The organism is Streptomyces nojiriensis (assembly GCF_017639205.1).
In the GTDB taxonomy this organism is placed as follows: domain Bacteria; phylum Actinomycetota; class Actinomycetes; order Streptomycetales; family Streptomycetaceae; genus Streptomyces; species Streptomyces nojiriensis.
In genome coordinates, this window is the sequence record NZ_CP071139.1 from 8,528,784 (window position 1) to 8,555,337 (window position 26,554).

Here is a 26,554-nt window from a genome sequence, read left to right on the forward strand (position 1 = left end):
CGCCACGGGCCCCGCGTACGGTCCGCTGCATGACCGCTCGTACACCGCACCAGCCCGCCGCGCTCACCCGCCGCGCGGCCCTGACCGGCCTCGCCGCGGGGGCCGGGGCGCTCGCCGTCGGGGGTGGGGCCCGCACCGCGGCCGCCGCGCCCAGGCCGTCCGCCAAGGCGGTGGGTCCCACACCCGGAGCCATGCAGCTCTTCGCCGATCCCGGCTTCAACTTCGCGGGCCTGCTCGCCCTCGGCGCGGCCGGCATGCGCGCCTCCGAGGTGGGCGAGGTGCTGACCGCGGTCAACGCGATCAATGCGGCGGGGCTGTCCGAGCAGACGTTCAGCGACACCTTCCGCGCCTGGGGGGACCGGCTCGCCGCGCCCCCGGCCGCCGGCCGGCACGGCCACGGTGCCCCCTCGCAGACCCGCCGCTTCCGGTCCCTGCGCGCCGCCCAGTACTACGCGCAGGCGCTGTTCTACGTGCTCGGCACCGACCACCCCGGTGACGAGGAGTCGCTCTACCTGGCCGGGCGCGGGGCCTGGGACACCTTTGCCGCGCTCTGCTCACCGGCCGCCGTCCGCGCGCAGGTCCCGTACGGCAAGACCCGCCTGCCCGTCTGGTTCTTCCGCCCGGACGGTCCCGCCGAACCGCGCCCCACCGTGATCCTCACCAACGGCAGCGACGGCCAGAACCTCGACATGTGGACCTACGGTGTGGCCGCCGCACTCGGCCGGGGCTGGAACGCCCTCGTCTACGACGGACCCGGCCAGGGGCAGCTCCTGTTCGTGGAGGAGATCCCCTTCACCACCCGCTGGGAGAAGGTGGTCGGCCCGCTCGTCGACTGGCTGGAGCGGCGCGAGGACGTGGACAGCGGCCGGATCGCGCTGACCGGCCTCAGCATGGGAGGCAACCTGGTCGCCCGTGCCGCAGCCTTCGAGCACCGGCTCGCCGCCGTCGCCTGCCAGCCGGGCTGCGTCAGCCCCTGGCTGGGATTCGACGCGGAGCTGCGCGCCGTCGTCACCCCCGACAAGGAGGAGACCAACCGGGTCTGGAACGAGGAGGTCGTCCCGGAGCTGACGCCGGAGCTCGCCTTCACGGTCAGGAAGCGCTTCGAGATCTTCGACAGGCAGGCGCTGCGCCAGGCCCGCCAGGGCGTCGTGCCCACGGACATCTGGACCCCGGCGCAGGTGGCCATGGGCCTCGACGTCACCAAGGTGGTCGGGAGGATCAAGGCCCCGACGCTCGTCCTGGACTACGACTTCGAGCTGTTCTACCCGGGCCAGCCGCAGCAGATGTACGACCTGCTGCGCAGCCGCCGCGAGTACGTGAAAATGACGGAGGCCACCGGGGCGCAGTTGCACTGCTCCCCGATGGCCCCGCAGCAGCACTGCGACGTCGTCTTCGACTGGCTCGCCGACGTGCTGCAGCGCCGGCGGAACTTCCGGAAGACCTCCTAGAAGGTCAGGTTCCAGGAGTCGACCTTGCCGGTGTCGCCGCCGGCGTTGTCGTTGACCCGCAGCTTCCAGGTGCCGTTCGCGGCCTCGGAGGAGGCGTTCACGGTGTAGACCTGGTTGATGTTGTCGGTGCTGCCGCCGGAGCGGTTGTGCACGGTGTAGACGGTGCCGTCCGGGGCGACCAGGTCGACCTTGAGGTCACCGATGTAGGTGTGCACGATGTTCACGCCCACCTTGAGGGTGGCCGGGGCGTTGCCGGTGACACCGGTGACGGTGATCGCGCTCTCCACCGTGGTGTTGTCGCCGATGGCGACGTCACCGGTGTTCTCGAAGTACTTGCCGGGCGGCGGGGTGCTGCCGACGGCCTTCAGCGCGTCGACCTGGCCCTCGCCGAAGAAGCCGTTCTTCGCGGTGGTGCCCTTGCAGCGGCCGTCCGACGGGCAGGCGACGTCGTTGGCCTGGGTGGCCAGCTTGTCGCGCAGCTGCGCCGGGGTGATGCCCGGGTTGGTGCTGGCCAGCAGGGCCGCCACGCCGGTGACGTGCGGGGACGCCATCGACGTGCCGCTCATGGTGCCGTACTTGCCGCCCGGCTGGGTGCTGTAGATGCCGACGGTGTCGCCGCCGGGGGCCGTCACGTCGACGACGTTCAGACCGTAGTTGGAGTACGAGGCCTTCGCCGTGGTGCCCATCGCCGAGACCGTGACCACGCCCGGGAGCTCGGTCGGGATGTCCAGGCAGGCGTTGGTGATGGTGCGGGTGACCGGCGTCGAGTCGTTCGGGCTCTCGGTGTCGGTCGTCTTGTTGGCCAGGTCGATGTTGGAGTTGCCGGCCGCCGCGACCTGCAGCGAGCCCTTGCCCTCCGCGTACTCCTGGGCGCGCTTGACGCCCTCGATGATGGCGGCCTGGTCGGCGTTGTCCGGGCAGTTGAACTGCCACGGGTCCGTGTAGTAGCTGTTGTTGGTGACCTTGAAGCCGTGGTCACCGGCCCACATGAAGCCGCAGACGGTGTTCTCGGCGAAGAAGAGCGAGGAGCCCGGCTCGGCGATGCGCACCGAGGAGATCCGCACGCCCGGGGCCACGCCGATGACGCCCTTGCCGTTCTTGGCGGCCGCGACCGTTCCGGCCACGTGCGTGCCGTGGGTGCCGACGTCCCGCCAGGCGCCCGTACGGGTGTCCGGCTTGCCGTAGGCGCAGGACGCGGAGTCCGCCGCGTTGAAGTTCGGGGCCAGGTCCTGGTGCTGGTCGTCCACACCGGTGTCCAGGATGCCGACCTTGACGGAGGCGGAACCGGTGGTGACGGCCCAGGCCTGGTCGGCCTTGATCTGGGTCATGTCGGCGCGGACCGGCTCGCCCGAAGGCGTCGTGGCCTGCGTCGGGTTGGCGGGCAGCGCCGGGTTGTAGGCGTCCGCCGGCACGTCCGAGGTGCGGGTGGCGCCGACCTGCTGGACGCCGCTCACACCGCGCATGGTGGTGGCGAAGGTACCGGACGCGGAGTGGGCGACGATCACGCCGATCGCGTCGTAGTACTGGAACACCGTGCCGCCGTTGGCGGCGACGGCGCCCCGCACCGCCGTGGTGTCACCGGGGGCGGTGATCACGAGGTAGGCGCGGGTACCGGCAACCCAGGTCGCACTCTGGGAAGTCGGGGCCGCGGCCTTGGGGGCGGCCGCCGCGGGGGCGGGGGCCGAGGAGCCGTTGGGCGAGACGGGGGCGGTGCCGGCGAGCGCGGCGGGAGCCCCGAATGCGAGTGCCGCGCCGAGCGTGGCGGCCAGCACGAGGGTACGTCGAGGTCGGCTGGATATGTGGGGTATCAATGCGTCCTCCGAAGACCCGGTGGTCAGGCCGGGTCGAACGAAACAAGTGGTGGACGCAAGATGTCATGCACACAGCCTGTTACGGAAGTACCTTTTACAGCCGGGGGGTTCGTATATCGGTGGCCGAATACCGACTATGGGTGCAAGTGCGGAGAATGGGGCGGGCCGACCGGGCTGGGCACCGTGGGGGCGAGCCCTGCCCGGTCGGCCCGCGGGGGCGTACCGGCTAGACCGGCACCCCGTCCTTGGGGCTGTCCGAGGGCTGCGGCACGGAATTCGGGGTTCCGTCGGACTCCGCGGACCCTGCGGACTCTGCGGACTCGGCAGACTGCGCGGGCCCGCCCTGCTGGTGCTGCGTGCCGTGCCCGTCGTCCACCAGCGTGTTCTCGTCGAACGGCAGCCGTCCCGCGAGGACTTCGGTGGCGCGCGCGTGGTCGAACTCCTTCGTCCACGTTCCGATGAGCACCGTGGCGACCGCGTTGCCCGCGAAGTTCGTCAGCGCCCGGGCCTCGCTCATGAACCGGTCGATGCCCACGATCAGGCCGACGCCGTCCACCAGTTCCGGCCGGTGCGACTGCAGTCCGCCGGCGAGGGTGGCCAGGCCCGCGCCGGTCACCCCGGCCGCGCCCTTCGAGGCGATGATCATGAACAGCAGGAGCGAGATCTGCTCGCCCAGCGCCAGCGGCTTGCCCATCGCCTCGGCGACGAACAGCGAGGACATCGTCAGATAGATGGCCGTCCCGTCCAGGTTGAAGGAGTAGCCGGTCGGCACGGTGATCCCGGTGACCGGCCGGGAGACCCCCAGGTGCTCCATCTTCGCGATCAGCCGCGGCAGCGCCGACTCCGAGGAGGAGGTCGAGAGGATCAGCAGGAACTCCCGGCCCAGATAGCGCAGCAGGGCGAAGACACTGACCCCGGTGCACACCCGCAGCAGCGTGCCGAGGACCACGAACACGAAGAGCAGGCAGGTCGTGTAGAAGCCGATCATGATGACGGCCAGGGACTTCAGCGCGTCGATGCCGGTGGCCCCGACCACCGCCGCGATCGCCCCGAAGGCGCCCACCGGAGCCGCCCACATGATCATCGCGAGTACCCGGAAGACCATCTTCTGGACGTGCCCGATGCCCCGCAGCACCGGCTCGCCCGCCGCGCCCATGGCCTGCAGCGCGAATCCGCAGAGCAGCGCCACCAGCAGCGTCTGCAGCACCTCGCCCCCGGTGAAGGCGGACACCAGCGTGGTCGGGATGATCCCGAGCAGGAACTCCGGCGTGCTCTCGGCACCACCGGCCTTGGCCTGCGCCTCGCCCGCACTGCGCGCCGCCTCGGTCAGGTGCAGCCCGCTGCCGGGGTCCAGGAGGTTGCCGACCAGCAGGCCGATGGCCAGCGCCACCGTGGACATGACCATGAAGTAGCCGAGGGCGAGCCCGCCCACGGCTCCCACCTTGGCGGCTTTGCGCACGGATCCGATGCCCAGCACGATCGTGCAGAAGATCACGGGCGAGATCATCATCTTGATGAGGTTGACGAAGCCGGTGCCCAGCGGTTTGAGCTCCACGGCCACGCCGGGGGCGGCGAAGCCGACGGCGATGCCGAGCAGCACCGCGCCGATCACCGCGATGTAGAGATAGTGCGTTCTGTCGCGCCTGGCGGCCACGATGCCTCCCGGTGGTGATTACGTTCGGGGAGACCATCGCCCAGGGCTGTGACCCCGGTCACCCTTGCGTTCATTGAGTTCGCGACCCGGTGCACACTGAGCGCCATGTTCCGCTTCCTCCGCCCCCCGCGCAGCCTCGCCGGCCAGCTCTTCGCCATGCAGGTGCTGCTGGTCGCCGTGGTCGTCGCGGGCTGCGCCGTTTTCGCGTACGCCACGGCCCGGGGCCAGGCCGAGGAGGCCGCCCGGCGCCAGGCCGGGGCCGTGGCCCGCGCGGTGGCCGACTCGCCGTCCGTACGTGAGGCCGTACGGGGAGCGGCGCGCGGGATCGACCCGTCCGTCGAGCTCCAGCCCTACGCGCAGCAGGTCCGCGCGGACTCCGGGGTGGCCTTCGTGACGATCATGTCCCCCGAGGGGCGGCGCTGGACCCACCCCGACCCGCACCGGATCGGCGAGCCCTTCATGGGCAACACCGCCCCCGCGCTGCGCGGCGAGACCTTCAGCGAGACGTACACCGGCACCCTCGGCCCCTCCATCCGCGTGGTCACCCCCCTCCGGGACGAGGGCCGGATCATCGGCCTGGTCAGCGCGGGGATCACCGTCCGCGCCATCAGCGACCGGCTCGCCGCGCAGCTCTCCGCCCTGGCCTGGGTCGCGGGCGGCGCGCTCGCCCTCGGCGGCGTGGGCACGTACGTCGTCAACGCGCGGCTGCGCCGTCACACTCATGGCATGAACGCGACGGAGCTCAGCCGGATGTACGACTACCACCAAGCGGCCCTGCACGGGGTCCGCGAGGGGCTGCTGATGCTCGACGGTCAGCGCCGGATCACCTTGATCAACGACGCCGGACGTGAACTGCTGGGTCTGCCCGGAAAGGTCACCGGCACCGGGGTGGCCGACCTCGGCCTGCCGGCCCCGCTCACCGGCGCCCTGCTCGCGGACCGGCCCCGGGTGGACGAGGTGCACCTGACCGCGGACCGGGTGCTGGTGGTCAACAGCTCGCCGGTCGCGGGCGGAGGCCGCAGGGGCACCGTGGTCACCTTGCGCGACCACACGGAACTGCAGGCGCTGACCGGTGAGCTGGACCACGAGCGGGGCTTCACCCAGGCGCTGCGCTCCCAGGCCCACGAGGCGGCCAACCGGCTGCACACGGTGGTCTCGCTCATCGAACTCGGCCGCGCGGACGAGGCGGTCGACTTCGCCACCGCCGAGCTGGAACTCGCCCAGGCCCTCACCGACGAGGTGGTCACCGCGGTCGGGGAGCCGGTACTGGTGGCGCTGCTGCTGGGCAAGGCCGCCCAGGCGCACGAGCGGGGCGTCGAGCTGGTCGTCACGGCCGACAGCCGCAGCCTCGCCGAAGGGGGCGGACTGCCGCCGGCCCGGGACCTGGTCACTGTGCTCGGCAACCTCATCGACAACGCGGTCGACGCGCTCACCGCCGTACCGGGGGGCCGGATCGCGGTGACGCTGCGGCCCGAGTCGGACGAGCTGCTGCTGCGGGTCGCGGACAACGGACCCGGGCTGCCCGAGGGGGTGGACGTGTTCCGCCGGGGCTGGTCCGGCAAGGGCGAGGGCCGCGGCCTCGGTCTCGCGCTGGTCCGGCAGGTGGCGGAGCGCTGCGGCGGAGCGGTGACCGCCGCGCAGGGCCCGGGCGGTGGAGCGGAGTTCACGGTTCGCCTGCCGGTCGCGTCCGCACCCGCCGCGGGCCCGGGGGGCCCGCGATGAGCGCGGACGAGGTGCGCGTGCTCATCGTCGAGGACGATCCGGTGGCCGCCGACGCGCACGCGCTCTACATCGGCCGGGTGCCCGGCTTCACCGCCGTCGGCGCCGTCCACTCGCTCGCCGGGGCCACCCGGTTCCTGGAGCGGACCCGCGTCGACCTGCTGCTCCTGGACCTCGGCCTGCCCGACGGGCACGGTCTGCGCTTCGCGCGCGGGCTGCGCGCGGCCGGCCATCCCGTCGACGTGATCGTGGTGACCTCCGCGCGGGACCTGGCCGTCGTCCGTGAGAGCGTTTCCCTCGGCGTGGTCCAGTACGTACTGAAGCCGTTCGCGTTCCCCACCCTTCGCGAACGGCTCCTGCGCTACGCCGAGTTCCGTCAGGCGGCGGGCGAGGCGGCCGGCCAGGACGACGTCGACCGGGCGATGGCCGTCCTGCGCGCACCCCGCCCGGCCGAGCTCCCCAAGGGGCTGAGCGCGCCGACCCTGGACCGGGTCGCCGCCCTGCTGCGGTCGGCACCCGAGGGGCTGACCGCAGCAGGGGCGGCCGAGGCGGCCGGGATCTCCCGGATCACCGCCCGCCGCTACCTGGAGCACCTGGTGGACACCGGCCGCGCGGACCGCACCCCCCGGTACGGCCAGGTCGGCCGCCCCGAACTGCACTACCGCTGGCTGGCGGCGGCCGGTTCGGTGTCGAAGGTGTAGAACTTCCGGTGGTCCAGCATGTCCGCCGGGGTCACGTTGTTCCAGGGCCGCATGGTGTCGTTCAGGTCGACGACGTTCTGCGTGCCCGCGCCCGGCAGGTACGTGGACTGGGGGTGCTTGGCCTGCCAGTCGGCCCACAGCTTGTCGATGAAGGCGTGGTGCATCCAGAACACCGGGTCGTTGGGGGAGACGCCGGTGGACATCTGCCCGCCGACCCACACGTGCACCCGGTTGTGGAGGTTGGCGCCGCGCCAGCCCTCCAGGTGGTTGCGGAAGCCGTTGGAGGAGCTGTTCCAGGGCGCCATGTCGTAGACCGGCATGGCGAGGACGGAGTCCACCTCGGCCTTGGTCGGCAGCTGGGCGACGGCCGTGCCGAGATCACGGCGCAGGTAGGCGCGCCCGTCCACCCGGACGTTTATGTTCCACTTGCCCGTCGCGTACGCGAACGGACCGTCCATGACCTGCCCGTCGCGGGCCCGCCCGGTGCCGCCGAGGAAGTCGGCGGCGAAGAGGGAGGCGCGGGAGGTGCGGTCCACGGTCCAGTCCCAGTACGGGAGCGCCACGCTCGCGTCCACTTTCTGGAGCGCCTCCTCGAACTCCAGGAGGAAGCGCCGGTGCCAGGGCAGGAAGGAGGGGGAGCGGTGGCCGACGCGGTCGCCCGAGTCGGTGTCGCTCATGATGAAGCCGTTGTGGGTGGTGACGAAGCGGTCGTAGCTGCCGTTGCGCTTGAGCTCCAGCAGTGCCGAGGTGAAGGCGCGCTTCTCCTCGGGGGTCAGCGTGGCCTGGTTCTTGCGGACGGTCATGCCGCACCTCCGAAGGGAACGAGGGCGGCGCCCTGGAGATCGCGCACCGCGGCGCGCGCGAGCAGCTTCGGGTCGGCGAAGGTCTCGTAGTGGTTGATGACGCTGATCCAGGTGCCGTCGGCGTTGCGCATGATGTGCAGTTCCCTGCCGTCTATTCGGACGGTGGGCTGGCCGGGCGAGTGGTGGCCGCCGTGGTGGCCGCCTCCGCCGGCGGTGATCTGGATGCGACGGCCCTGGTAGACCTCGTCGACCGTGCCCGGGGTGGTGGGCTCGGTGGGAGTCGCGGCGGCGTTCGTGGCGCCCGCGGCAGCAGCGGTCAGGCCAAGGGCGGTGAGGGCACCGGCAGTTGCCCCCAAGGCCTGACGGCGAGTGATCTTCTTCATGGCCGAAGAGGTATCAGGGCCCGGGAGGGGCTTGGCCTGTATCCGGACATCGACGGATAAGTTTCCGATAGAACAAGTTGGATGATCTTCCCGTCCGGAGCGGCTCCGGGGGTCCGGACGGGAAGATCTGCGGGACAAACTCTACTTGACAGTAATTTCTTCAGGGTGAGGGGGGCGCTATGTGCGGGATCACACTGCAGAGTCGGCTGGAAGCAGAGCGTCAGACTCGGCCCGACGGTGTGCCGGGTGACTCCGGGGCGGCTGTGGCGGGGACCTCCGGAAGATCCCTGATGAACACGACCCCGTCGATCGTGGCCAAGTGGGCCGGGTCGAGCGGGGCGTAGCCGAACCAGGGGGAGACCCGGGGCGCCGGTGCCGGTGCGTCGCCCAGGGAGGCGGCCAGCCGACGGGCGTCGACGACGCAGCGGTCGTCCGGGAGCGCGTACAGGAGGCCTTCGAGGGTGTCCGGCGGCGGTGCGTCCACCCCCCGGTGCCGGATCGTGCCGAGGGCCGTGGCCAGGAAGGCGTACTCCGTGCCGAGCCGGGCGCTCACCAGCGCGCCGGCGCTCCACCACTCCAGAGGCCTGCCGCCCATCCGCATCGCGCTCTTCTCCCGCTGGAGATGGGCGTTGTGGGCGTGGACGAGGACCGGGCCCCGGGCGGCGAGGGCGAGGAGGTTGTCGGCCATCATCCGGCCCCGCTCGCCCACCAGCCGGGTCATGCGGGCCGCCGAGGTGTCGGCCATCCTGCGGTGGTAGCGCAGCAGGCCGGTGGCGGTGCGTCCGTAGAGGCGGGCCCGGTCCAGGTCCTCCCGGGAGGTCGCCGCGATCAGGTGCGGCGTCTGCTCCTCCAGCAGCGCCACCAGGTCGTCGGCGAGCAGCCGCAGCTCCCGGGCCTCGGCGGACCGCCCCGTGGACCGGGCCGGGTCCGTCATCGCGGCGGGCTCGGTCCACCGGTCGTCGGCGCCGAGCAGGCGGTCGAGCGTGTGCGCGGTGCAGGGGAGCAGCTCGGCGTCGACGTGGCGGGCGAGGTGGTCGTGGAGCGCGGTGAGGGCCTGCCGTGGGCTCGCGGCACCCGCCATCTCCAACGGGCCGTCGATCCCGGCGAAGCGGAGCCGCTCGGGCGCGGGCCGGCCCTCGTTGAACGCCCGCATCCAGCGCACGAGTTCGCGATTGGCGGCCGATGCGCCGAACCCGTGGCTGAAGCCGCGCTCCATGACCTCGTCGAGGCTGCCGGCGCCCGAGGTGACGTACGCGTCGACCAGCAGGCCCGCCAGGCAGTCGCTCTCGATCGCGATCGTCCGGTAGTCCCCGTGCGCGACGAGCTGGCGGAAGAGCTCGTTGCGGACTTCGAGCAGGGTGTCCTCGCCGTGGGTGGGCTCGCCGAGGGCGAGCAGCCGCGGTCGGGCCGCGAACGGTTCCATCACGGCGGCGGCGTCGACGGCGCGGGCGATGTCCTTGATGTCGATTGGCATGCCTTCAACGCTATCGTTGAACCTTCGGTGGAAACTTTTCCGCTCTATCCTGGGTTTCGTGAGCCAAAACCTTCAAAGCGGCCGACGGCTTCGGCCGGTCGACCTGGCGCGCGGGCACGGCCTGTCCACGCAGGCGATCAGGAACTACGAGGAGGCCGGCATCCTCCCGGCCGCGGACCGGACCCCCCAGGGCTACCGCACCTACACCCCGCTGCACGCACGCGCGCTGGCCGCGTTCCTCGCCCTCGTACCGGGCCACGGCCACCCGACGGCGGCATCGATCATGCGAGCCGTGAACGAGGAAGCGGCCGAGGAGGCCTTCCGTCTCATCGACGGGACCCACGCCGAACTCCTCGCCGACCGGCGGACCCTCGATGCCGTGGAGAACGCCCTGCGCGCCCTGGCGCCCACCGGTGCGGCCGCCGAGCCGGGCGCCACGTCCGGCGCCACGTTCATCGGGACGCTCGCCCGCGAACTCGGTGTCCGGCCCGCGACCCTGCGCGCATGGGAACGCGCCGGGCTCGTCCGCCCGCGCCGCGACCCGCTGACCGGGTACCGCGTGTACGACGACGCCGACGTCCGGGACGCCCGCCTGGCCCACCAACTCCGCCGCGGGGGACATCTGCTGGAACAGATCGCCCCCCTGCTCGCACAGGTCCGCACGGCGGGCGGCCTGGCACCCCTGGAGTCCGCCCTGACCGCCTGGCGCGCCCGCCTCTCCGCCCGCGGCCGCGCCCTGCTGGCGGGCGCGGCCGAACTGGACGCGTACCTCCAGGCCCGCGGCTGACCGCCGGCCGCGAGCCGGCACGCACCGGTCGCAGCCGATCACCTGCGCCGCTTTCCGGTTGTCCCACCGCGGTGTCGGCCCGCGCCCGTCCGTCCTACCCGGTAATAGTAGTTTTTGCACATATAGTCCCGATATGGCTCTCCACGAGACGAAGGACGTACGTGCCCAGGACGCCGACACGGACGTGTTCACGTCCACGCTGAGCGGCCAGATCCTCCCCAAGTACAAAATTCCCGAGGACCACTCACCCACCGAGGTGGTCTACGAACTCCTCCGCAACGAGCTGCTCCTGGACGGCAACGCGGCCCAGAACCTGGCCACCTTCTGCACCACCTGGTCGGACGAGGGCGTGCACCGCCTGATGAACGTCTGCCTCGACAAGAACATGATCGACAAGGACGAGTACCCGCAGACCGCGGAGATCGAGTCCCGGTGCGTCAACATCCTGGCCGACCTGTGGAACGCCCCCGCCGGCACCACCGCGGCCGGCTGCTCCACCACCGGCTCCAGCGAGGCCGCCATGCTCGGCGGCCTCGCCCTCAAATGGCGGTGGCGCGCGCGCCGCCGCGCCGAGGGCCTGCCCACCGACCGCCCCAACCTGGTGTGCGGACCGGTCCAGATCTGCTGGGAGAAGTTCGCCCGCTACTTCGACGTCGAACTGCGCCAGGTCCCCATCGAGGCGGGCGCCACCGGTCTGCAGGCCCATCAGCTCGCCCAGTACGTCGACGAGAACACCATCGGCGTCGTCGCCATCCTCGGCGTCACGTACACGTGCGACTACGAGCCCGTCGCCGAGATCGCCGCCGAACTCGACCGGATCCAGGCCGAGCACGGCTGGGACGTCCCCATCCACGTGGACGGCGCGAGCGGCGGGTTCGTGGCGCCCTTCCTCCACCCCGACGTGGTCTGGGACTTCCGGCTGGAGCGCGTCGCCTCCGTCAACACCTCCGGCCACAAGTACGGGCTCGCGCCGCTGGGAGTCGGCTGGATCGTCTGGCGCACCGCCGACCTCCTCCCCGCCGACCTCGTCTTCAACGTCGACTACCTCGGCGGCGACATGCCGACCTTCGCCCTCAACTTCTCCCGCCCGGGCGGCGAGATCATCGCGCAGTACTACCTGTTCCTGCGCCTGGGCCGGGCCGGCTACCGGCGGGTCCAGGAGGCGTGCGCCGAAACCGCCCAGTACCTGGCCCGGCAGATCGCCGACATGGGCCCCTTCACCCTCCTGTACGACGGCCAGGGCGCCCTGCCCGCCGTCTCCTACAAACTCACCGACCCGGACGCCACCCCGTTCAACCTCTACGACCTCTCCGACCGGCTGCGCATGCGCGGCTGGCAGGTGCCCTCGTACCCGCTGCCCGCCGACCGCGACGACACGGTCATCCAACGCGTCCTCGTCCGGCACGGCGTGACCCGCGATCAGATGGCCCTGCTCGCCACCGACCTGCGCGCGGCCGTGGAACACCTGACGGCCACGCCCCCGCCCGCACCGGCCGCCGCGCCGCGCTCCGGCTTCCACCACTGACCCGCGGCCGGGGTGTGACCCGCGTCGCACCCCGCAGGCGTCACGTTCACCGGGGGCACCTTGTCCCAGAGGTATGAACGACACCCAGAAGGTACTGCTGGCCGGGGCGAGCGGAGTCCTGGGACGCCACATCACCGAGGCGCTCACCCGGGCCGGCCACACCGTGATCGGCCTCGGCCGCGGACCCGGGGCCGAGGTACGGGCCGACCTGATGGACCGTGACGGGCTGCTGCGCGCCGTCGACGGCATCGAGGCCGACACGGTGGTGCACGCGGCCACCGCCCTGCGCGCCGCGCCGATGCGGCACAAGGACATGTTCGCCACCGACGACCTGCGGGCGATTGGCACCAGGAACCTCATGGAGGCCGCCCGCGCGCTCGGCGCCCGCCGCGTCATCGCCGAGTCGATGGTCTTCGGTTACGGCTACCGCGACTTCGGCGACCACGTGATCACCGAGGACACCGACCCGTTCGCCCCGACCGGCGACCGCGCGGTGGAACGCCACCTCGAAGGCATGCGGGTCAAGGAGGAGCTGATGCTGGGCTCCGCCGGGATCGAGGGCATCGCGCTGCGCTTCGGACTCTTCTACGGCGCCGGAGGCACCGAGCCGCTCGTGGAGATGCTGCGCCGGCGCAAGGTGCCGGCGGTCGCCGACCACGGACGCGTACTGCCCTGGGTCGACCTGGCGGACGCCGGCCGCGCGGTGGCCCTCGCCGTCGAGGGCGGCCGCCCGGGGCAGGCGTACAACATCGTCGACGACACCCCGACGGGATTCGGCGCGCACATCCGCGAGGTCGCCGAGGCGTACGGCACCCCGAAGCCGATGGGCGCGCCCACCTGGCTGATGCGCCCCTTCCCCTACGCCCACCGGATGGTCACGACCAGCATGCGCGTCTCCAACGCCCGGGCCAGGGCCGAGCTCGGCTGGGCGCCGGGCCACGCGGACTGCGCCGAAGGGCTGCGCGCCCTCGCCGGGAGCCGACCCGTGGACCTCCCTTGAACAGCCGGGTCCGCGGATGACACCGTGTTGATCATGAGTGACAAATTCGAGGAGCACCGGCGCCTGCTGTTCGGTACGGCCTACCGCATGCTGGGCAGCGTCGCCGACGCCGAGGACATCGTGCAGGACGCCTGGCTCGCCTGGCACCGCACCGACCGCACGGCCGTCGAGAACCCCAGGGCCTACCTGGTGCGCACCGTCACCAACCTGAGCCTCAACCGGCTCAGGTCGGCCCAGGTCGTCCGCGAGGCCTACGTCGGACCCTGGCTCCCCGAGCCCCTGCTCACCTCTCCCGACATCGCCGAGGAGGCCGAACTCGCCGACACCGTGTCCATGGCGGTCCTGGTCGTACTGGAGACCCTGACCCCGACCGAGCGCGCGGTGTTCATGCTCCGCGAGGTGTTCGGGTACTCCTACTCCGAGATCGCCGAGGTCGTCGGGAAGTCCGAGGTCGGCGTCCGCCAGTCCGCGCACCGGGCCCGCGAACACGTCCGGGCCCGCCGCCCCCGCTTCACCGCCAAGGCGGCCGAACAGCGGGAGATCGTCGAGAAGTTCCGGCAGGCCTGCCTCGGCGGGGACCTCGGCGAGGTGCTCACGGTCCTCGCCCCCGACATCGTCTCCTGGGCCGACGGCGGCGGCATCGTCACCGCCGCCCGCCGCCCGCTGCACGGAGCCGACCACGTCGCCCGCTGGTGGCTCGGCGTCCTGGCCAAGTCCCAGGCCCGCGAGGGTGCGATGCGCCCCGCCGAGATCAACGGCGAGCCCGGCCTGCTGCTCGTCCACAACGGCGCGACCGTCGGCGCCATGACCTTCGAGGCCGCCGACGGCCGGATCACCGCACTGCGCGTCACCGTCAACCCGGAGAAGCTGCGCGGCCTGCGCGCCTGACGCGCGGGCCCGGCGCCACCGGGACGGGCGGCCGCTTCCCGCCGCTTCCTACCGCGCGCCGAAGTTCTGGGTCCACCAGGGGCCGCCCGCGCCCTGGTGGATGCCCACGCCGATGTCCTTGAAGGAGCAGTTGAGGATGTTCGCCTTGTGGCCCGGGCTCTTCATCCAGGAGTCCATCACCGACTGGGCCGTCTGCTGGCCCCGCGCGATGTTCTCCCCGTACGTCGACCAGCGGTAGCCGGCCGCGGTGGTCCGGTCGCCCGGGTCCTTGCCGTCGGGGCTGGTGTGGTCGAAGTAGTCCCGGGCCGCCATGTCGTCGGAGTGCCCCTGGGCCGCCGCACGCAGCTGCGGGTCCTCCTTGAGGGGGCCGCAGCCGACCGCCGCCCGCTCGCTGTTGACCAGCGCCACGACCTGGCCGGCCACGCCCGACGGCGGGGCGGGCGCCGGCTTGGCCGCCGAGGCCTTCGGGGTCGGGGACTTGCTCTTGGACTGCGCCGGGCTCGGGCTCGCCGACGGGCTCGGCGAGGCGGAGTCCGACGGGGAGGGCGAGGGGGACGCGGAGGGGGAGGCCGACTCCGAGGGCGGAGCGGCGGATTCGGTCGCCGAGAGCGCGGCCAGCGGGGTCGGGGCCGCGGCGGCGCCCTCCTTCGTGCTACCGGAACCGGGCAGCCCCCCGAGGTACACGAGCCCGCCGCCCGCGACGCAGGCGGCGAGCACCGCACCGCCGACCACCCGGCGGCGGCTCTGCCGGCGCTTGCGCAGCGCGCCCCGGCCACCGCCGCCCACATCGGCCACCGGGGTGAGCTGGGTCGCCGCGTCGTCGAAGCCGCCGCCGAAGCCCCCGTCGAAACCCTCGGCGAAGGCCACGCTCGCGGGGGCGAAGCCGGCCGCCCCCGCCGTCTTCACCCCGGCGAGCAGGGCCGCCGAGACCGGTACCAGGGCCAGACCGGCCAGCAGGCCCTCCGCCGGGACCAGTCCGCTCCACAGACCGGAGCAACGTACGCATTCACGGGCGTGCCGGGCTATTCGCTTGCGCCACAGCGCCGAGGGCTGCCCGTCCCAGCCCGCCATCAGGGTCCGCAGCTCCTCGCACGCCGGATGGGTGTCCAGCGCGCGCTCCACCACGCGGGCCGACTCCAGCTGCGCCTTCATCCGCTGCACCCGGACCGCCGTGTGCTGCGGGGACAGCTCCAGCGCACTGGCCACCTCGGCCCGGGTCAGTTCCCCGGCGCACTCCAGCCACCACAGCGACAGCAGCGCCCGGTCCTCCGGCTCCAGCCAGCGGGTGGCGCGGGCCGTCTCGCGCCGCTGCCCGGCGAGCTGGAGGCGGGCGACGGTCAGGTCGACGAAGTCGGCACCCGGGTCGGCGACATCGCTCGCGGCCTCCAGCGTGCTCTCGCCGAAACCACTCTGCCGGGCCTGCCAGTGCGCCCGCACGCGGTTCATCGCGATCGCCACCAGCCAGGACCGGAAGCTCTCGTCCACGCGCAGGCCGCCCAGCCCGTCGAGCGCCCGCAGCATCGTGTCCTGCACCACGTCGTCCACGTCGCAGGACCCGTTGAGGGCCCGCCCGACGATGTTGTAGACGAGCGGGAGATGGGTGCCGACGAGCTCGTCCTGCGCGCGCAGGTCGCCCGCGCGGGCCGCTGCCACGAGCGCTGCGGTGTGCTGAGTAGTCATGTGATGTTCCCTGTCCGTACCGGCGGTCGATGATGCCCGATACATGGGAGACCGTCGACGGGAGCGTCGATAACAGTTATCCGGAAGAATTTTCCCGGAGAGTTTCCGGGACCTCGCACCGGGGCCTTCCAGCGGGGGCCTCCTGGGGGGTCACAGCAGCGGAGCCAGGGCCTCCGCGGCCGCGCGCAGGGCCGGTGCGTACGCCTGGATCTCCTCGCGGGAGACCAGGAAGGTGACGGTGGTGACGCTGACCCCGCCGACCGGCCGGCCCGCCGGACCGGGGATCGCCGCGCCGATGCAGCGGATGGTGGGCTCGTTCTCCTCGTCGTCGAGGGCGAAGCCCTGGGCGCGGACCGCCGCCAGTTGGGCGTGCAGGGCCCGTGCGGTCGTGAGCGTCTGCGGCGTCCGGCGCGGCAGTCCGGTCGCGTCGATCAGTTCCCGTACCTCCTCGGCGGGCAACAGCGCCAGGATGCTCTTGCCGATCGCGGTCGTGTGCAGCGGCATGCGCATGCCGATGCGGGAGGCCGTCCGGAAGGGCTGGTCCTCGCTCTCCAGCTTGCGGATGCACGTGATGGTCCGCCCGCTGTGCAGGGCCAGATGGACCGTCTGGCCGGTGGCCCGCCGCAGTTCGCCGAGGATGCGCCCGATGCCGGCCGGTTCCGCGGCGCCGACCAGGGCGGACAGCCCGCGCAGGCGCGGCCCCACCCCGTACCGGCTGTCGGCTTCCTGGCGTACGAAGCCCTGGTCGACCAGCGAGGCCAGGATGCGGAAGGCGCTCGACTTGGGCACCGCGGCCGCGGCCGTCACATCGGCGAGGCGGTGCGGGCCGCCGGGCGCGGCCACCGCCTCCAGGACGCGCAGGGACTTCTCCGATGCGGAACCGGCCGCGGAGGCCCGTCCCGCGCGCCCGCCCGCTGCCGCTTCATCCATTGACACGAGCGCTCCTGGGGTGGGTAGGGTCTAGACCACACGGTTCCGTCATACGGTACGCCGTTCCACTACGTGGAACAACCGCGTGGAGCGAAGGGGAGGGTCCGTTGCCCGATCACCCGTCAGGCCGCCGGTCAGACCGCCCGTCCGGCCATTCGTCCGGCCATCCGTCGAGTCTTCTCTACGCGGTGTTGGCGGCCCAGCGCGTACTGCCCGTGCTGCGCAACACCGATGCCGACGAGGCCGTCCGCCGCACCGCCGCCCTGCTCGCCGCCGGCTGCCGGGCGGTCGAGCTCACCACCTCCACCCCGGGCTGGCCCGCCGCCATCACCCGAACCGCCCCGCTGAGCGACGTCCACGGCCGCCCGGCGCTCATCGGCGTCGGCACGGTCACCACCACCGCGCAGGCGGAGACGGCCCTCGACGCGGGCGCCGCGTTCCTGATCTCCCCCTACCCGGCCCCCGAGGTCCGCGCGGTGGCCGTACGCCGCGAAGCCGTGTTCATCGAGGGCGGGTTCACCCCCGGCGAGATCGCCGCCGCCGTCCGGGCCGCCGGATCCGCCAAGGTCTTCCCGGCGCACGTCGGCGGCCCCGGGTTCGTCCGCTCCCTCCGGGCCGTCCTGCCCGGGGCGGTGATCGTCCCGACCGGCGGCATCCGGCCCGCCGAGGTCCCGGACTGGCTCGCCGCCGGCGCGACGGCCGTCGGGATCGGCGGCGGCCTGCCGTCCGACCCGGGCGAACTGGCCGCCGTGTTCGCCGGTGCGGGGCGCTGACCGTGGCCGGACGAGCGGACGCGCACTACGACGTCCTCGTACTCGGTGAGGTCCTGGTCGAGATCCACGCGGGCACCGCCCTGCGCGAGGCCGCCGACGGCACCCCGGCCCGTATCTCCTACTCCGGGGACGCCCTCAACGCGGCGGCCGCCGCGGCCGCGGCCGGCGCCCGGACCGCCCTGCTCGCCGTGGTCGGCGACGACGAACTGAGCGTCCCGCTGCTGCGCCGGGCCGCCGGACTCGGTGTGGACGTCTCCCACGTGCGCCGCGCCCCGCACCCCAACGGCGCCTACCTGCTCTCCGCCGACACCGACGGCGACCGCGAGTTCGTCTACTGGCGCACCCGCAGCGCGGGTTCCACCCTCGCGCCCCGCCACGTCGCGTCCTGGCGCGCCCTGCTGACCCGCTGCGGAGCGCTCGTCACCAGCGGCATCACCGGAGCCCTGTCGCCGGGCAGCCGCGACGCGGTCCTGGCCGCGGCCCGCCTCGTGCACGGGGCGGGCGGGCACGTGACGTACGACCCCAACTTCCGCTCCCGGCTGACCGGCCCGGCCGAGGCGCGCGAGCTGCTGGGCCGGATCGCGCCGCTGACCGGGCTGCTCAAGACCTCCTGCCCGGCCGATGCGCGGGCCCTGGTGGACACCGCCGACCCGCGCGCCGCGGCCGTCCGCTGCCGTGCGCTGGGCGCCCGTACGGTCGTGGTGACCGCGGGCGCCGACCGGCTGCTGCTGGACGACGGCACGCGGGCGGCGTACCACCCGGTGCCCGTCAACCCCGAGCCCGTGGACGCGACCGGGGCGGGGGACTGCTTCACCGGCACCACCACCGCCCGGCTCGTCCTCGGGGACACCCTCGCGGACGCCGTCGCGTACGGCGCGGCCGCCGCCTCCCTCTCGGTGTCCGGCAGAGGCGGCACCGGGCGCGTCCCCGCCTTCGGCGAGACGGCGGCGCTGGCCGCCGCCCACCGCCGGTCCGGCCGGATGGCGTCGGGCTAGGCCGTCTCTTTCGGATCTTGCCGGGCGTCGCGGGCCCGGCAAGATCAGAGACGGCCTAGAAGTCGTCGGGCTCGGGCTCGTAGGGGTCGGGTTCGGCGACCCAGCCGGCCGCCAGCACCAGCCGCGAGGTCCGGTGGACGGCCAGGAACCCGAACGGCCTGTCGAAGTGCACCTCGGCCCGGCGGGTCCGGTACCTGGGCCGCGTCGGCGCGCAGCCCGCGGCGATGCCGAAGGCGGTGACGGCGGCGGCCTCGAAGCCAGTGGCCTCGAACCGGGCCATCGCGGACTGCCGGGCCGAAGTGACCGCCAGCGGCCGGGAGCTGAGGCCGGGGAAGTGGCCGCGATCCGTGTCGGTGGCGGTCTCCAGCCCGAACAGCCGGGCGTGGTCCAGGAGGTCGTGCTCCGACCGCACTTCGAAGGCCACCGTCTGGATGTCCAGCCGGGGTTCGGGGGAGTAGGCGGCCACCGTGCCGACCGCCAGTCCCGGACCGGGGCGCCCGTCGGGGAGCAGGCTCGCTCCCGTGGCGGGGAGGGCCCTCGTGACGGCGGCGATCCCGGTGGTGAGCGTGCCTCCGGCCGGCGCCTCGGGCTCGCCCAGTACGAGGTGGACGTCCACGCCCGCCGCCCCGACGATCTCCAGCAGGGTGACCGCACCGGTGGGGCCGTGCGCCACCCGGACCCGGTCGAGCAGCGAGGTGTTGCGGTGCAGCATCCGCACGCTGCGCCCGGCCCACGGGCCGGTGTGCGGCTCCCCGACCCACTCGCCGAACGGCTGGATCCACCGCAGCCGCAGCGTGAGCGCGGAGGCCAGGACCAGCAGGGTGTCCTCGTCCAGGACCACCGGCATGCGTTCGATCAGCCCGTTGGTCCGCTCCGATGCCCACGCGTCGAGCGCCTTGGCGTCGGCGTCCGGGTCCCCGGTCAGCGTCCCCCGGGCGCCGGCCGGGAGCTTCGCCGACCAGTCTTCCTCCAGTGGGAGCCCGGCACCGGTCCACAGGCCGGTCGCCGTCCGAAGACCCCGTACGCCGGCCAGTGCGGCCAGCAGCTCCCGGGCGGCCGGACCCGCGGCCTCGGCAGGTATGTCCAGGGCCTGCGCCAGTTCGGCGCGGGCCGGGCCGCCCGAGCCGTCCGCGAGCAGGGCGAGCAGCGGCCAGAGCCCGGCCGCGGTGAACACGGTGCCCGTGCTCCCGTCCGGGGTGTCCGCGGCCGCGGCCCAGTGCGTCGTCAGCTGATTGACCGCCCGTACCGTCGAGTTCCTCATGCGGGGGAGCGTACGTGGAGGGACGCCGCCGGGCCGGATGGTTTTCCGCGGCCCGGCGGCGCCGGTCTGGTGCGGCCGGGCGGCCGGGTCAGCGGCCGCGCAGGCCCCGGTCGACGGCCGTCATCAGCTCGCCGTCCCCGGTGTCCGCGTCGAGCGACCAGAACATCGCACCGCCGAGGCCGTGTTCGCGGATGTACCCGGTCTTGGCGCGCAGCACCTGCGGATCGTCGTACGTCCACAGGGTGGTGCCGTCGAAGAGCCAGGCGTGGCCGCCGCGCCGGTCCCGGTGGATCGTGTAGGAGCCGGAGTCGGCCAGCTTCTTCAGCGCCTTGTAGTCCTCGTACCCGGCGGACCAGGTGGCCGGTGCCGGGCCCGTGGCCGGCTGTCCCATGCCGTCCCCGCCGCCGGTGACACCGGTCCAGCCCTGGCCGTAGAACGGCATGCCCATCACCAGCTTGTTCGCGGGCGCGCCGCGCCGGAGCCAGGCGTCCACCGTGCCGTCGACGCTGAAGTCGCCCCGGGCACGGAGCGCGGACTGCTGCGCGGTCCTCGGCTCGCCGGAGACGTGGAAGTCGTAGCCCTGCAGGGTCACGAAGTCCAGGTCGCGCATGATCCGGCGGACGTCGAAGCCCGCGTCGATCTTGGCGGGGGCGGTCGGGACGAAGGCGGTCAGTTCGTACGTGGTCTTCTTCTTCTGGCTCCGCGCGTACGCGTCGAGCTGCGTGCGGAACTCCTTCACCAGCGCGGTGAAGTTCTGCTTGTCCTCGGGCCGGTACTTCGTGTCGGTGTCACCCGCGGAACCGGGCCACTCCCAGTCGAGGTCGATCCCGTCGAACACGCCGGCGGCCGCTCCGGCCCCGCCGCGGGCGCCGTCCCGGGGGAGGTTGCCCTTGATGTAGAGGTCGATGCAGGACTCGACGAAGGCCTTGCGGGAGGCCGGGGTGAGCGCGGCGTCCGAGAAGTGCGTGGACCAGCTCCAGCCGCCCAGCGAGATCAACACCTTCAGGCCGGGGTGCTTGGCCTTGAGCTCGCGCAGCTGGTTGAAGTTGCCGGCGAGCGGCTGATCGCCGGTGTCGGCCACCCCGTCGACGGAGTTCGCCGCGTCGAGCGGGCGCACGTAGTCGGCCCAGGCGTCGGCCTCGCCGGGCACGTTCCCGGTGAAGCACCTGCCCTGCGGACTGACGTTTCCGAAGGCGTAGTTGATGTGGGTGAGCTTGCCGGCGGAGCCGTTCGCCTCCAGGTCCTGGACCTGGAAGTCCCGTCCGTAGACGCCCCATTGGGTGAAGTAGCCGACCTTCTTGTACGGACGGTCGTGGCCGCCGTCGGCCTGCGCGGCGGCGGCGGGCGCGAAGGCGGTCAGCAGGGAGAGGGAGCAGGCGGCGACGGCCAGCCTGCCGAGCATGCTGCGGCGCATGGGCTTCCTTTGCGGATGCGGGGAGCGGGGCGTGTGCGCGTGCGCTGTGCATGCCGGAAACTATTGGTCTGGACCAGAGCGGTCAAGGGGGTGGTGGGAACTCGCCCGCTACGGGAGCGGCAGGCTCCACTGGCCGACGTCGTCGGCGAGACCGGTGTTCAGGGCGAACTGGACCGCGGCCGGTTCGGCGTCCGCCGGGATCCGGAAGGTGATGAAACCCTCCGCCGTGCCGCCGGGATCGAGCGTGACGGTTCCGGGGAAGGCCGGCCCGGCGGTGGTGGGGACGTCGTCGCCGGTGAACCGCTGCCCGGCGGTGTCCAGCAGGTGCGCGGCCGGTGCGGGGGAGTCCTGGTAGACGGCGGTCCCGGTGTTCTCCAGGCGGAAGCGCGTCGCGACGAGCCGGTCGCTCCCGGTGGGCTCCGGATCTGTGGGCCGGGCCGGGTCCACCACCTGCGTCAACGTGACGTCGAGCCGCTGGCCGGGGCCGTTCCCGGCGAGGGAGATCGTCTCGCCCGAACCGCCCGGGGCCGCGCCCAGCAGGGTGGACGCGAGGAGCGCGACCGCCGGGAGCGAGCCCCGCACCCGCCCCGGTCGTCGGCTTCGAGGCATGACGGAACCTCCCACTCCACGGGTCCCCTCCCCACGATCCTCCGCACCCCGCGGTCCCGCCACCCACGCCCGTTCGACAGGAGCGGCAACGTCCGGGGAACGCACTCCGCGGGACTCGCGCCCGGTCGAGGGAGGAATTGATTGGATCTCCGGGCGCGTTCGTGTCATGGTTGGTCCCACCGAAGGGGTGTAGCTCAGCTGGTCAGAGCGCCGGTCTCCAAAACCGAAGGCCGCAGGTTCGAATCCTGCCGCCCCTGCGACACCGACAGCACACCTGTCGAACACGCCCGGCCGGGAGTACATCTCCCGGCCGGGCGTTGCTGTTTCCCCGACCGGCCGCCACCGACCCCCGGCTGTCGCCGGACTCGGTGGCGCGGATGCTCGACGACTGCGACAGCGGCGTACGCGCTGACCGTCACAGGGTCATGAGGTGGGCCGCCAGGAGGAGCGGTGCGGGGCAGGCCAGGGCGCCCAGCAGGGTGAAGCGGGCCTCGCGCGACAGCCGCCGGACGCCGGGCGCGAAGTAGAGCAGGGCGCCCACCACGGCCGCCCCGGCGACCGTGCCCGCCACCTGGAGCAGCGGGTGCGTCATGTCCTCGCCGGACGCCATGCCCCAGACGCCGATCATCAGCACGAAGAAGCCGATGACGACGAGGGACATCGCGGTCAGGGCCCACAGCAGGACGGCCGCCACGACGAGGGTCTTGTTCGGCGGGACGGGTCGGGCGGGCGCGACGAACGGTGCGGACATGGCCGGCTCCTGTTGCTGACTCGGGATGATGATCCAAGTCTGCGGGTCCGGCGGCGGCGGGGGATGAGTAGGGGTACTCATCTCCCGCCGCGCACATGCTCAGCCGGGCGCCGCCCGGTCGCGCTCATCGGCTCACGGACTCCGAACCCCCGTACACGGCGTTGACGTTGTCCTGCGCCGGGTGGGTCCGGCCGGCCGGGCCCGCCGCGAACACCCGCAGGAGGTTCTCCGTCACCCGGGTGGTCAGGGCCCCCGAGCGCGCGTCCAGACCGTGGTTGCGTCCGCTGCGGCCGTCGCCGGTCGCGTCCAGGGCCTCCACCCACCGCATCGTGCCGGTCGCGAAGACCCCCGCCCCGCTCGCCACCGTGTAGTAGGCCGTGTCCTGGTGGCTGGGCCGTCCCTCGCACACCACGGGGGAGTGGGCCAGGATCTCGATCGGCCGGGGCGTCGGGAAACCGGTGTTCACCTTGTCGTACTCGACCCCGACCAGGTGCTCGAAGCGGTCGCCCGCCCGTGTCCCGGTGCCCTCGAAGAGCCAGTGCCCGGGGTTGGTCACCACGTACGGGGCGTCCACCGGATAGCCGTCGTAGATCACGCCGAGCAGCGAGCTCTCCGGGTCCGCGCCGGGCGCGGAGCGGAAGTCCACCGTCGCCGGATGGCCGCGCTTGAACCCCGGGTCCTGCTCGTAGGACGACTTGTAGCAGACCAGCGTGCGGTCCGGCCCGAGGTCGGAGGGTTCCAGCCGGATCCGGCGGTAGCAGCAGTTCGCACCCAGGATCGCGATGTTGGTACCGGCGTCGCGGGCGGCCGTGAAATGGGCGCGCTGGTCGGGCGACCAGTACTCGTCGTGTCCGAGCGAGAGCACCGCCGCCGCCCCGTCCAGGAGCCGCTTCTCCCGTGCCACGTCGGTGGTGGTCGTGTAGGCGAGGGGGATGCCGAGCCGCTCGGCCAGCGCGATGAGCGGAGCCTCGTACACCAGGAACAGGCCCGCGCCGTCGTCGTACTCGTACGGCCGGTCGAAGCTCACGGCGAGGGAGCGGGAGGCGAAGCCGCCGCTGGGGCCGTCGTAGCTGCCGTAGCCGCCCCACCGGTTGTACGCCTGCCAGGTGGCCACCGCGTTGACCACGACCGTACGGCCGGCGGTCGCCGCGGACCGCACGGTGATCGGCACGAACCGCCGGCCCTCCCCGCCCTGCGCCTCCAGCCGCAGCAGGTAGCTGCCCTCCGGCCAGTCCGTCGTCGTGACCGTGGCGGTACGGGTCCACCGGGTGCGGACCATCCGGGTCCCGGCGTCCACCGTGTGCTCCGGCTGCCGGACCCCGGGCAGGGCCTCGGAGCGCCACACCAGCCGGGCCCGGGCCCCGCCGTACCAGCCCATCCGGTAGGCGGAGACGGTGAACCGGGGCGCGGTCGTCGACACGTGCAGCCCGAAGGACTCGCCGGGCAGGACGCTGACCCTGTCCGCGAACCCCTCGATGGCCCGCGCCGGGCCGGCCTTGTCCACCGGCCAGTCGGCGTGGCCCGGACGGGCGTTCTCGGCCTTGACGTCGAGGCCCTGCGCCCCGGCCGGCGACGGCTTCCCGCCGGGCGCGGCGGACGCCGAAGCCGTGCCGGGTGAGCCGTCGTGGCCGCCGTCACCCTTTGCGCAACCGGCCAGGGCCCCGAGCCCCGCAGCCGTGGCCGCCCCCGTCGCGATCGCGAGGAACCGCCGCCTGCCCGCGTCTTCGCCGTCCGCGCCGGGCCCGGCCGAGTACATCTGATGCATGGAGGGCACGTTATGTGATGCTCTGGCCCACACTTCGACCGGCCTGCTCGAGGAGCGGCCGCCTCCGGACGGTCCAAGCCGCCATGGCCGGATCGGCGTTCTGACAGAGAGGGGCCGTGCTGTGTTCCCCTGCTTGCCGGCACCTGCCGGGCGACGCCGGCCTGTAGCGGCATCGCCCGTACGCACCCGAAGACCTGGGAGGGAACATGCCTCGTACCACCCGATCGGCGGCGGTCACCGCAGCCGTCGCCGTCGCTTTCGCCGTCGCTCTGACCGGAACCGCCGGGGCCGATGCCGCCGCTGTGACTGCGATCCCGGCCCCGGCCGCACCCCGGCCCGTGTACTGGGCCGCACCGGCGCAGGGCGTGACGGCCGCCGCGCCGCAGCGATTGCTGAACCAGCCCGTGCGGATCACCAACGACTTCGCCAAACGCCCCACCACCCAGTGTCTGGACGTGGACGCGAATGGCGGCGGCAACGGCACGGTCGTCCAGATCTGGCAGTGCAACGGCACCACCCAGCAGCGTTGGTACCTCTGGAACAACGGCGCACTGGAGAGCTACCGCTTCCCCGGCAAGTGCCTGGACGCCGACCTCAACGGCGGTGGCCGCAACGGCACCAAGGTGCAGATCTGGGACTGCAACAACACCCCGCAGCAGAGCTGGTCCCACCCGTCGGGCGACCGTGCGATCTACAACGCGCGCTTCTACGGCGGCGGCAACATCGTCATGGACCGCGACGCGAACGTCGTGGGCAACGGAGCCCGCGTCCAGCTGTGGCAGAAGAACTTCCAGTCGCAGCAATGGTGGGACGTCTGGACCGACTGACCTCGGCAGGCGGCACCGCCTAGGCCGTCTCTTTCGGATCTTGCCGGGCCCGCGACGCCCGGCACCGCACCTGGCCGCGTTGTCGGGGCGCCCGAGTACGTCCAGTACACGGTGCGCTCCTCCGCCTTGCCATGTACGGCACCGGACGCCGCGGGCTCGGCCGACAAGATCCGAAAGAGACGACCTAGGAGCGGATCGTCAGGCGTGGGAGCAGCCCCACATGCTGCCGGGGGCCGGACTCCGGGCCGGCGGCGGTCAGCCGGTCCAGCAGCAGGTCCGCCGCCCGCCTGCCCACCTCGCGCTTGGGCGGTGCCACCGCCGACAGCGGTACACCGGCCAGCCCGGCCACCTCGTCGTCGTACGCGAACACCGTCAGGTCCTCGGGCACCCGCACACCACGGGCCTGGAGCCTCGGGAGCAGCATGATCGCGTCGGTGTCGCTGTGGACCAGCGCCGCGGTCACCCCGCCCGTCGTCACCGCCCCGCACAGGTAGTCCAGGGTCCTGGCGAACAGGCCGGCCTCCGAGAGCGGGCCGCCCGGTCCGGCCGGCGGCCACGGCGGCGCCGGTTCCAGACCGAGGGCGGCCACGGCGGCCTCGTACCCGGCGCGCAGCCGTGCCGTCGCCGGGGTGTCCCGGCCGGCGAGCGCGATCCGCCGGTGCCCCAGCCCGGCCAGGTGCCGGACCGCCCCGGCCGCGCCGTGCGCGTGGTCGGACGCCACCCGGTCCAGGGCGGCCGCCGGATGCCCCGGCGGGGCCCAGCGCTCCACCAGTACGGCGGGAACGGGGAGTTCCGCGGTCCAGGCGCCCTCGCCGGGCCCGGGCGATCCGGTCTCCCAGTTCGGGGTCAGCAGCAGCCCGTGCACCCCCGTGGACAGCAGCCGGTCCGCCTGGGTCCGGTCCTCGCCGGTCAGGTACCGCGTCAGACCCACGGTCAGCCGGGCGCCCCGCGCCTCGACCGCCTCGCGGGCCCCGCGCACCACATCGGCGTAGTAGTGGTCGGCCGTCGGCACCACCATCCCGACCGCCAGGCCGACGGCCGACCCCGCGGCTGACACCGCCCCCGCCACCGCGGCGGCCGGGCGCCCCGGCTCGACCCGGCCGATCCCCCCGTGCATCCGCCGGATCTCACCCAGCGCCGCCAGCGCCTCGACGTCCCGCCGCAGGGTGACCGGCGAGACGCCGAGTTCCCGGGCCAGGTCCGTCACCCGCACGGTGCCCCGGGCCCGCACGAGTTCGAGTACGCGGGTCCGACGCTGGTTCACGTGCGGTCTCAAAATGTCCCCCTGCGGTCTGCGCGGTCCCTCCCGGCAGCGGCATCATAAGGAACCGGCCCGATCGACCGACCTTTTGCGGA

Annotated in this window: 23 protein-coding genes and 1 tRNA gene; 11 read left to right on the top strand and 13 right to left on the bottom strand. The window is 73.1% G+C overall.

Features of this window, described 5'->3' with window-relative positions:
• Positions 1–29 precede the first annotated feature (29 nt).
• Positions 30–1,448 carry an alpha/beta hydrolase family protein gene (locus JYK04_RS38540; RefSeq protein ID WP_189744473.1) on the top strand — a complete coding sequence of 473 codons (1,419 nt, stop codon included), beginning with the start codon at positions 30–32 and terminating at the stop codon, positions 1,446–1,448.
• Here JYK04_RS38540 and JYK04_RS38545 read toward each other — a convergent pair.
• Together JYK04_RS38545 and JYK04_RS38550 are read right to left on the bottom strand one after the other, a co-directional pair.
• Positions 1,445–3,220 (bottom strand): S8 family peptidase, encoded by a 1,776-nt coding sequence (locus JYK04_RS38545; RefSeq protein ID WP_189744475.1) that lies wholly within the window; start codon positions 3,218–3,220, stop codon positions 1,445–1,447. The two genes, JYK04_RS38540 and JYK04_RS38545, sit on opposite strands and share 4 nt — an antisense overlap.
• A gap of 265 nt (positions 3,221–3,485) precedes the next feature.
• On the bottom strand, positions 3,486–4,913 hold the full coding sequence (locus tag JYK04_RS38550; protein WP_189744477.1) for a cation:dicarboxylate symporter family transporter: 1,428 nt from the start codon (positions 4,911–4,913) through the stop codon (positions 3,486–3,488).
• 105 nt (positions 4,914–5,018) lie between these two features.
• Here JYK04_RS38550 and JYK04_RS38555 point away from each other — a divergent pair, with 105 nt between their 5' ends.
• Both JYK04_RS38555 and JYK04_RS38560 read left to right on the top strand, forming a co-directional pair.
• Positions 5,019–6,635 (top strand): sensor histidine kinase, encoded by a 1,617-nt coding sequence (locus JYK04_RS38555; RefSeq protein ID WP_189744479.1) that lies wholly within the window; start codon positions 5,019–5,021, stop codon positions 6,633–6,635.
• Entirely contained in the window at positions 6,632–7,333 is a 702-nt protein-coding gene (locus JYK04_RS38560; RefSeq protein ID WP_189744481.1) for a response regulator, read from the top strand. Before JYK04_RS38555 ends, JYK04_RS38560 begins: the two co-directional genes overlap by 4 nt.
• Here the strand turns inward: JYK04_RS38560 and melC2 are convergent.
• The 3 genes from melC2 to JYK04_RS38575 all read right to left on the bottom strand — a co-directional run bounded on the left by melC2 (position 7,291) and on the right by JYK04_RS38575 (position 9,993).
• Positions 7,291–8,136 (bottom strand): tyrosinase MelC2, encoded by an 846-nt coding sequence (gene melC2, locus JYK04_RS38565; RefSeq protein ID WP_189744483.1) that lies wholly within the window; start codon positions 8,134–8,136, stop codon positions 7,291–7,293. The two genes, JYK04_RS38560 and melC2, sit on opposite strands and share 43 nt — an antisense overlap.
• Positions 8,133–8,519 carry an apotyrosinase chaperone MelC1 gene (gene melC1 / locus JYK04_RS38570; RefSeq protein WP_189744485.1) on the bottom strand — a complete coding sequence of 129 codons (387 nt, stop codon included), beginning with the start codon at positions 8,517–8,519 and terminating at the stop codon, positions 8,133–8,135. The genes melC2 and melC1 overlap by 4 nt, the downstream gene beginning before the upstream one ends.
• Positions 8,520–8,739: 220 nt before the next feature.
• On the bottom strand, positions 8,740–9,993 hold the full coding sequence (locus tag JYK04_RS38575) for an erythromycin esterase family protein (RefSeq protein WP_189744487.1): 1,254 nt from the start codon (positions 9,991–9,993) through the stop codon (positions 8,740–8,742).
• Between the two features lie 58 nt (positions 9,994–10,051).
• Here JYK04_RS38575 and JYK04_RS38580 point away from each other — a divergent pair, with 58 nt between their 5' ends.
• The 4 genes from JYK04_RS38580 to JYK04_RS38595 all read left to right on the top strand — a co-directional run bounded on the left by JYK04_RS38580 (position 10,052) and on the right by JYK04_RS38595 (position 14,193).
• Complete coding sequence (locus JYK04_RS38580; protein ID WP_189744489.1) at positions 10,052–10,780, top strand: TioE family transcriptional regulator; 729 nt, start codon at positions 10,052–10,054, stop codon at positions 10,778–10,780.
• Positions 10,781–10,913: 133 nt separating this feature from the next.
• Positions 10,914–12,305 (top strand): glutamate decarboxylase, encoded by a 1,392-nt coding sequence (gene gad / locus JYK04_RS38585; protein ID WP_189744491.1) that lies wholly within the window; start codon positions 10,914–10,916, stop codon positions 12,303–12,305.
• 73 nt (positions 12,306–12,378) lie between these two features.
• A complete protein-coding gene (locus tag JYK04_RS38590) occupies positions 12,379–13,305 on the top strand; it encodes an NAD-dependent epimerase/dehydratase family protein (RefSeq protein ID WP_189744493.1) in 927 nt (308 codons plus the stop codon).
• A 33-nt stretch (positions 13,306–13,338) separates the two neighbouring features.
• Complete coding sequence (locus tag JYK04_RS38595) at positions 13,339–14,193, top strand: RNA polymerase sigma-70 factor (protein ID WP_189744495.1); 855 nt, start codon at positions 13,339–13,341, stop codon at positions 14,191–14,193.
• 48 nt (positions 14,194–14,241) lie between these two features.
• On the opposite strand, the gene JYK04_RS38600 is transcribed toward JYK04_RS38595, so the two are convergent.
• Both JYK04_RS38600 and JYK04_RS38605 read right to left on the bottom strand, forming a co-directional pair.
• Complete coding sequence (locus tag JYK04_RS38600) at positions 14,242–15,873, bottom strand: sigma-70 family RNA polymerase sigma factor (RefSeq protein WP_189744497.1); 1,632 nt, start codon at positions 15,871–15,873, stop codon at positions 14,242–14,244.
• Positions 15,874–16,023: 150 nt separating this feature from the next.
• Positions 16,024–16,803 (bottom strand): IclR family transcriptional regulator, encoded by a 780-nt coding sequence (locus tag JYK04_RS38605; RefSeq protein ID WP_189744499.1) that lies wholly within the window; start codon positions 16,801–16,803, stop codon positions 16,024–16,026.
• A gap of 188 nt (positions 16,804–16,991) precedes the next feature.
• Here JYK04_RS38605 and JYK04_RS38610 point away from each other — a divergent pair, with 188 nt between their 5' ends.
• Together JYK04_RS38610 and JYK04_RS38615 are read left to right on the top strand one after the other, a co-directional pair.
• The gene (locus JYK04_RS38610) at positions 16,992–17,576 is read left to right on the top strand and encodes a bifunctional 4-hydroxy-2-oxoglutarate aldolase/2-dehydro-3-deoxy-phosphogluconate aldolase (protein WP_229876638.1); all 585 of its coding nucleotides are present in this window, start codon (positions 16,992–16,994) and stop codon (positions 17,574–17,576) included.
• 2 nt (positions 17,577–17,578) lie between these two features.
• Positions 17,579–18,571, top strand: a complete 993-nt coding sequence (locus JYK04_RS38615) for a PfkB family carbohydrate kinase (protein ID WP_189744501.1) — start codon at positions 17,579–17,581, stop codon at positions 18,569–18,571.
• A 55-nt stretch (positions 18,572–18,626) separates the two neighbouring features.
• Here the strand turns inward: JYK04_RS38615 and JYK04_RS38620 are convergent, their stop codons facing one another.
• The 3 genes from JYK04_RS38620 to JYK04_RS38630 all read right to left on the bottom strand — a co-directional run bounded on the left by JYK04_RS38620 (position 18,627) and on the right by JYK04_RS38630 (position 21,855).
• The gene (locus tag JYK04_RS38620) at positions 18,627–19,832 is read right to left on the bottom strand and encodes a serpin family protein (protein ID WP_189744503.1); all 1,206 of its coding nucleotides are present in this window, start codon (positions 19,830–19,832) and stop codon (positions 18,627–18,629) included.
• Positions 19,833–19,920: 88 nt separating this feature from the next.
• Positions 19,921–21,246 (bottom strand): glycoside hydrolase family 18 protein, encoded by a 1,326-nt coding sequence (locus JYK04_RS38625; RefSeq protein WP_189744505.1) that lies wholly within the window; start codon positions 21,244–21,246, stop codon positions 19,921–19,923.
• 108 nt (positions 21,247–21,354) lie between these two features.
• Positions 21,355–21,855 carry a DUF4352 domain-containing protein gene (locus tag JYK04_RS38630; RefSeq protein ID WP_229876640.1) on the bottom strand — a complete coding sequence of 167 codons (501 nt, stop codon included), beginning with the start codon at positions 21,853–21,855 and terminating at the stop codon, positions 21,355–21,357.
• A gap of 183 nt (positions 21,856–22,038) precedes the next feature.
• Between JYK04_RS38630 and JYK04_RS38635 the strand changes: the two genes are divergently transcribed.
• Positions 22,039–22,112, top strand: a tRNA-Trp gene (locus tag JYK04_RS38635).
• A gap of 158 nt (positions 22,113–22,270) precedes the next feature.
• On the opposite strand, the gene JYK04_RS38640 is transcribed toward JYK04_RS38635, so the two are convergent.
• Together JYK04_RS38640 and JYK04_RS38645 are read right to left on the bottom strand one after the other, a co-directional pair.
• Entirely contained in the window at positions 22,271–22,606 is a 336-nt protein-coding gene (locus tag JYK04_RS38640; protein WP_189744507.1) for a hypothetical protein, read from the bottom strand.
• A 124-nt stretch (positions 22,607–22,730) separates the two neighbouring features.
• Positions 22,731–24,371 carry a N,N-dimethylformamidase beta subunit family domain-containing protein gene (locus JYK04_RS38645; protein WP_229876642.1) on the bottom strand — a complete coding sequence of 547 codons (1,641 nt, stop codon included), beginning with the start codon at positions 24,369–24,371 and terminating at the stop codon, positions 22,731–22,733.
• Positions 24,372–24,577: 206 nt separating this feature from the next.
• Here JYK04_RS38645 and JYK04_RS38650 point away from each other — a divergent pair, with 206 nt between their 5' ends.
• Positions 24,578–25,198 carry an RICIN domain-containing protein gene (locus JYK04_RS38650; RefSeq protein ID WP_189744509.1) on the top strand — a complete coding sequence of 207 codons (621 nt, stop codon included), beginning with the start codon at positions 24,578–24,580 and terminating at the stop codon, positions 25,196–25,198.
• A 184-nt stretch (positions 25,199–25,382) separates the two neighbouring features.
• Here the strand turns inward: JYK04_RS38650 and JYK04_RS38655 are convergent, their stop codons facing one another.
• Positions 25,383–26,474 carry a substrate-binding domain-containing protein gene (locus JYK04_RS38655; RefSeq protein WP_189744512.1) on the bottom strand — a complete coding sequence of 364 codons (1,092 nt, stop codon included), beginning with the start codon at positions 26,472–26,474 and terminating at the stop codon, positions 25,383–25,385.
• Between the last annotated feature and the right edge of the window lie 80 nt (positions 26,475–26,554).

Bases quoted from the DNA above. Each gene is read 5' to 3' on its own strand.
- JYK04_RS38540 (WP_189744473.1), top strand. From the start codon at position 30: ATGACCGCTCGTACACCGCACCAGCCCGCCGCGCTCACCCGCCGCGCG.
- JYK04_RS38555 (WP_189744479.1), top strand. From the start codon at position 5,019: ATGTTCCGCTTCCTCCGCCCCCCGCGCAGCCTCGCCGGCCAGCTCTTC.
- JYK04_RS38560 (WP_189744481.1), top strand. From the start codon at position 6,632: ATGAGCGCGGACGAGGTGCGCGTGCTCATCGTCGAGGACGATCCGGTG.
- melC2 (WP_189744483.1), bottom strand. From the start codon at position 8,136: ATGACCGTCCGCAAGAACCAGGCCACGCTGACCCCCGAGGAGAAGCGC.
- melC1 (WP_189744485.1), bottom strand. From the start codon at position 8,519: ATGAAGAAGATCACTCGCCGTCAGGCCTTGGGGGCAACTGCCGGTGCC.
- JYK04_RS38575 (WP_189744487.1), bottom strand. From the start codon at position 9,993: ATGCCAATCGACATCAAGGACATCGCCCGCGCCGTCGACGCCGCCGCC.
- gad (WP_189744491.1), top strand. From the start codon at position 10,914: ATGGCTCTCCACGAGACGAAGGACGTACGTGCCCAGGACGCCGACACG.
- JYK04_RS38590 (WP_189744493.1), top strand. From the start codon at position 12,379: ATGAACGACACCCAGAAGGTACTGCTGGCCGGGGCGAGCGGAGTCCTG.
- JYK04_RS38595 (WP_189744495.1), top strand. From the start codon at position 13,339: ATGAGTGACAAATTCGAGGAGCACCGGCGCCTGCTGTTCGGTACGGCC.
- JYK04_RS38600 (WP_189744497.1), bottom strand. From the start codon at position 15,873: ATGACTACTCAGCACACCGCAGCGCTCGTGGCAGCGGCCCGCGCGGGC.
- JYK04_RS38605 (WP_189744499.1), bottom strand. From the start codon at position 16,803: ATGGATGAAGCGGCAGCGGGCGGGCGCGCGGGACGGGCCTCCGCGGCC.
- JYK04_RS38620 (WP_189744503.1), bottom strand. From the start codon at position 19,832: ATGAGGAACTCGACGGTACGGGCGGTCAATCAGCTGACGACGCACTGG.
- JYK04_RS38625 (WP_189744505.1), bottom strand. From the start codon at position 21,246: ATGCGCCGCAGCATGCTCGGCAGGCTGGCCGTCGCCGCCTGCTCCCTC.
- JYK04_RS38630 (WP_229876640.1), bottom strand. From the start codon at position 21,855: ATGCCTCGAAGCCGACGACCGGGGCGGGTGCGGGGCTCGCTCCCGGCG.
- JYK04_RS38640 (WP_189744507.1), bottom strand. From the start codon at position 22,606: ATGTCCGCACCGTTCGTCGCGCCCGCCCGACCCGTCCCGCCGAACAAG.
- JYK04_RS38645 (WP_229876642.1), bottom strand. From the start codon at position 24,371: ATGCATCAGATGTACTCGGCCGGGCCCGGCGCGGACGGCGAAGACGCG.
- JYK04_RS38650 (WP_189744509.1), top strand. From the start codon at position 24,578: ATGCCTCGTACCACCCGATCGGCGGCGGTCACCGCAGCCGTCGCCGTC.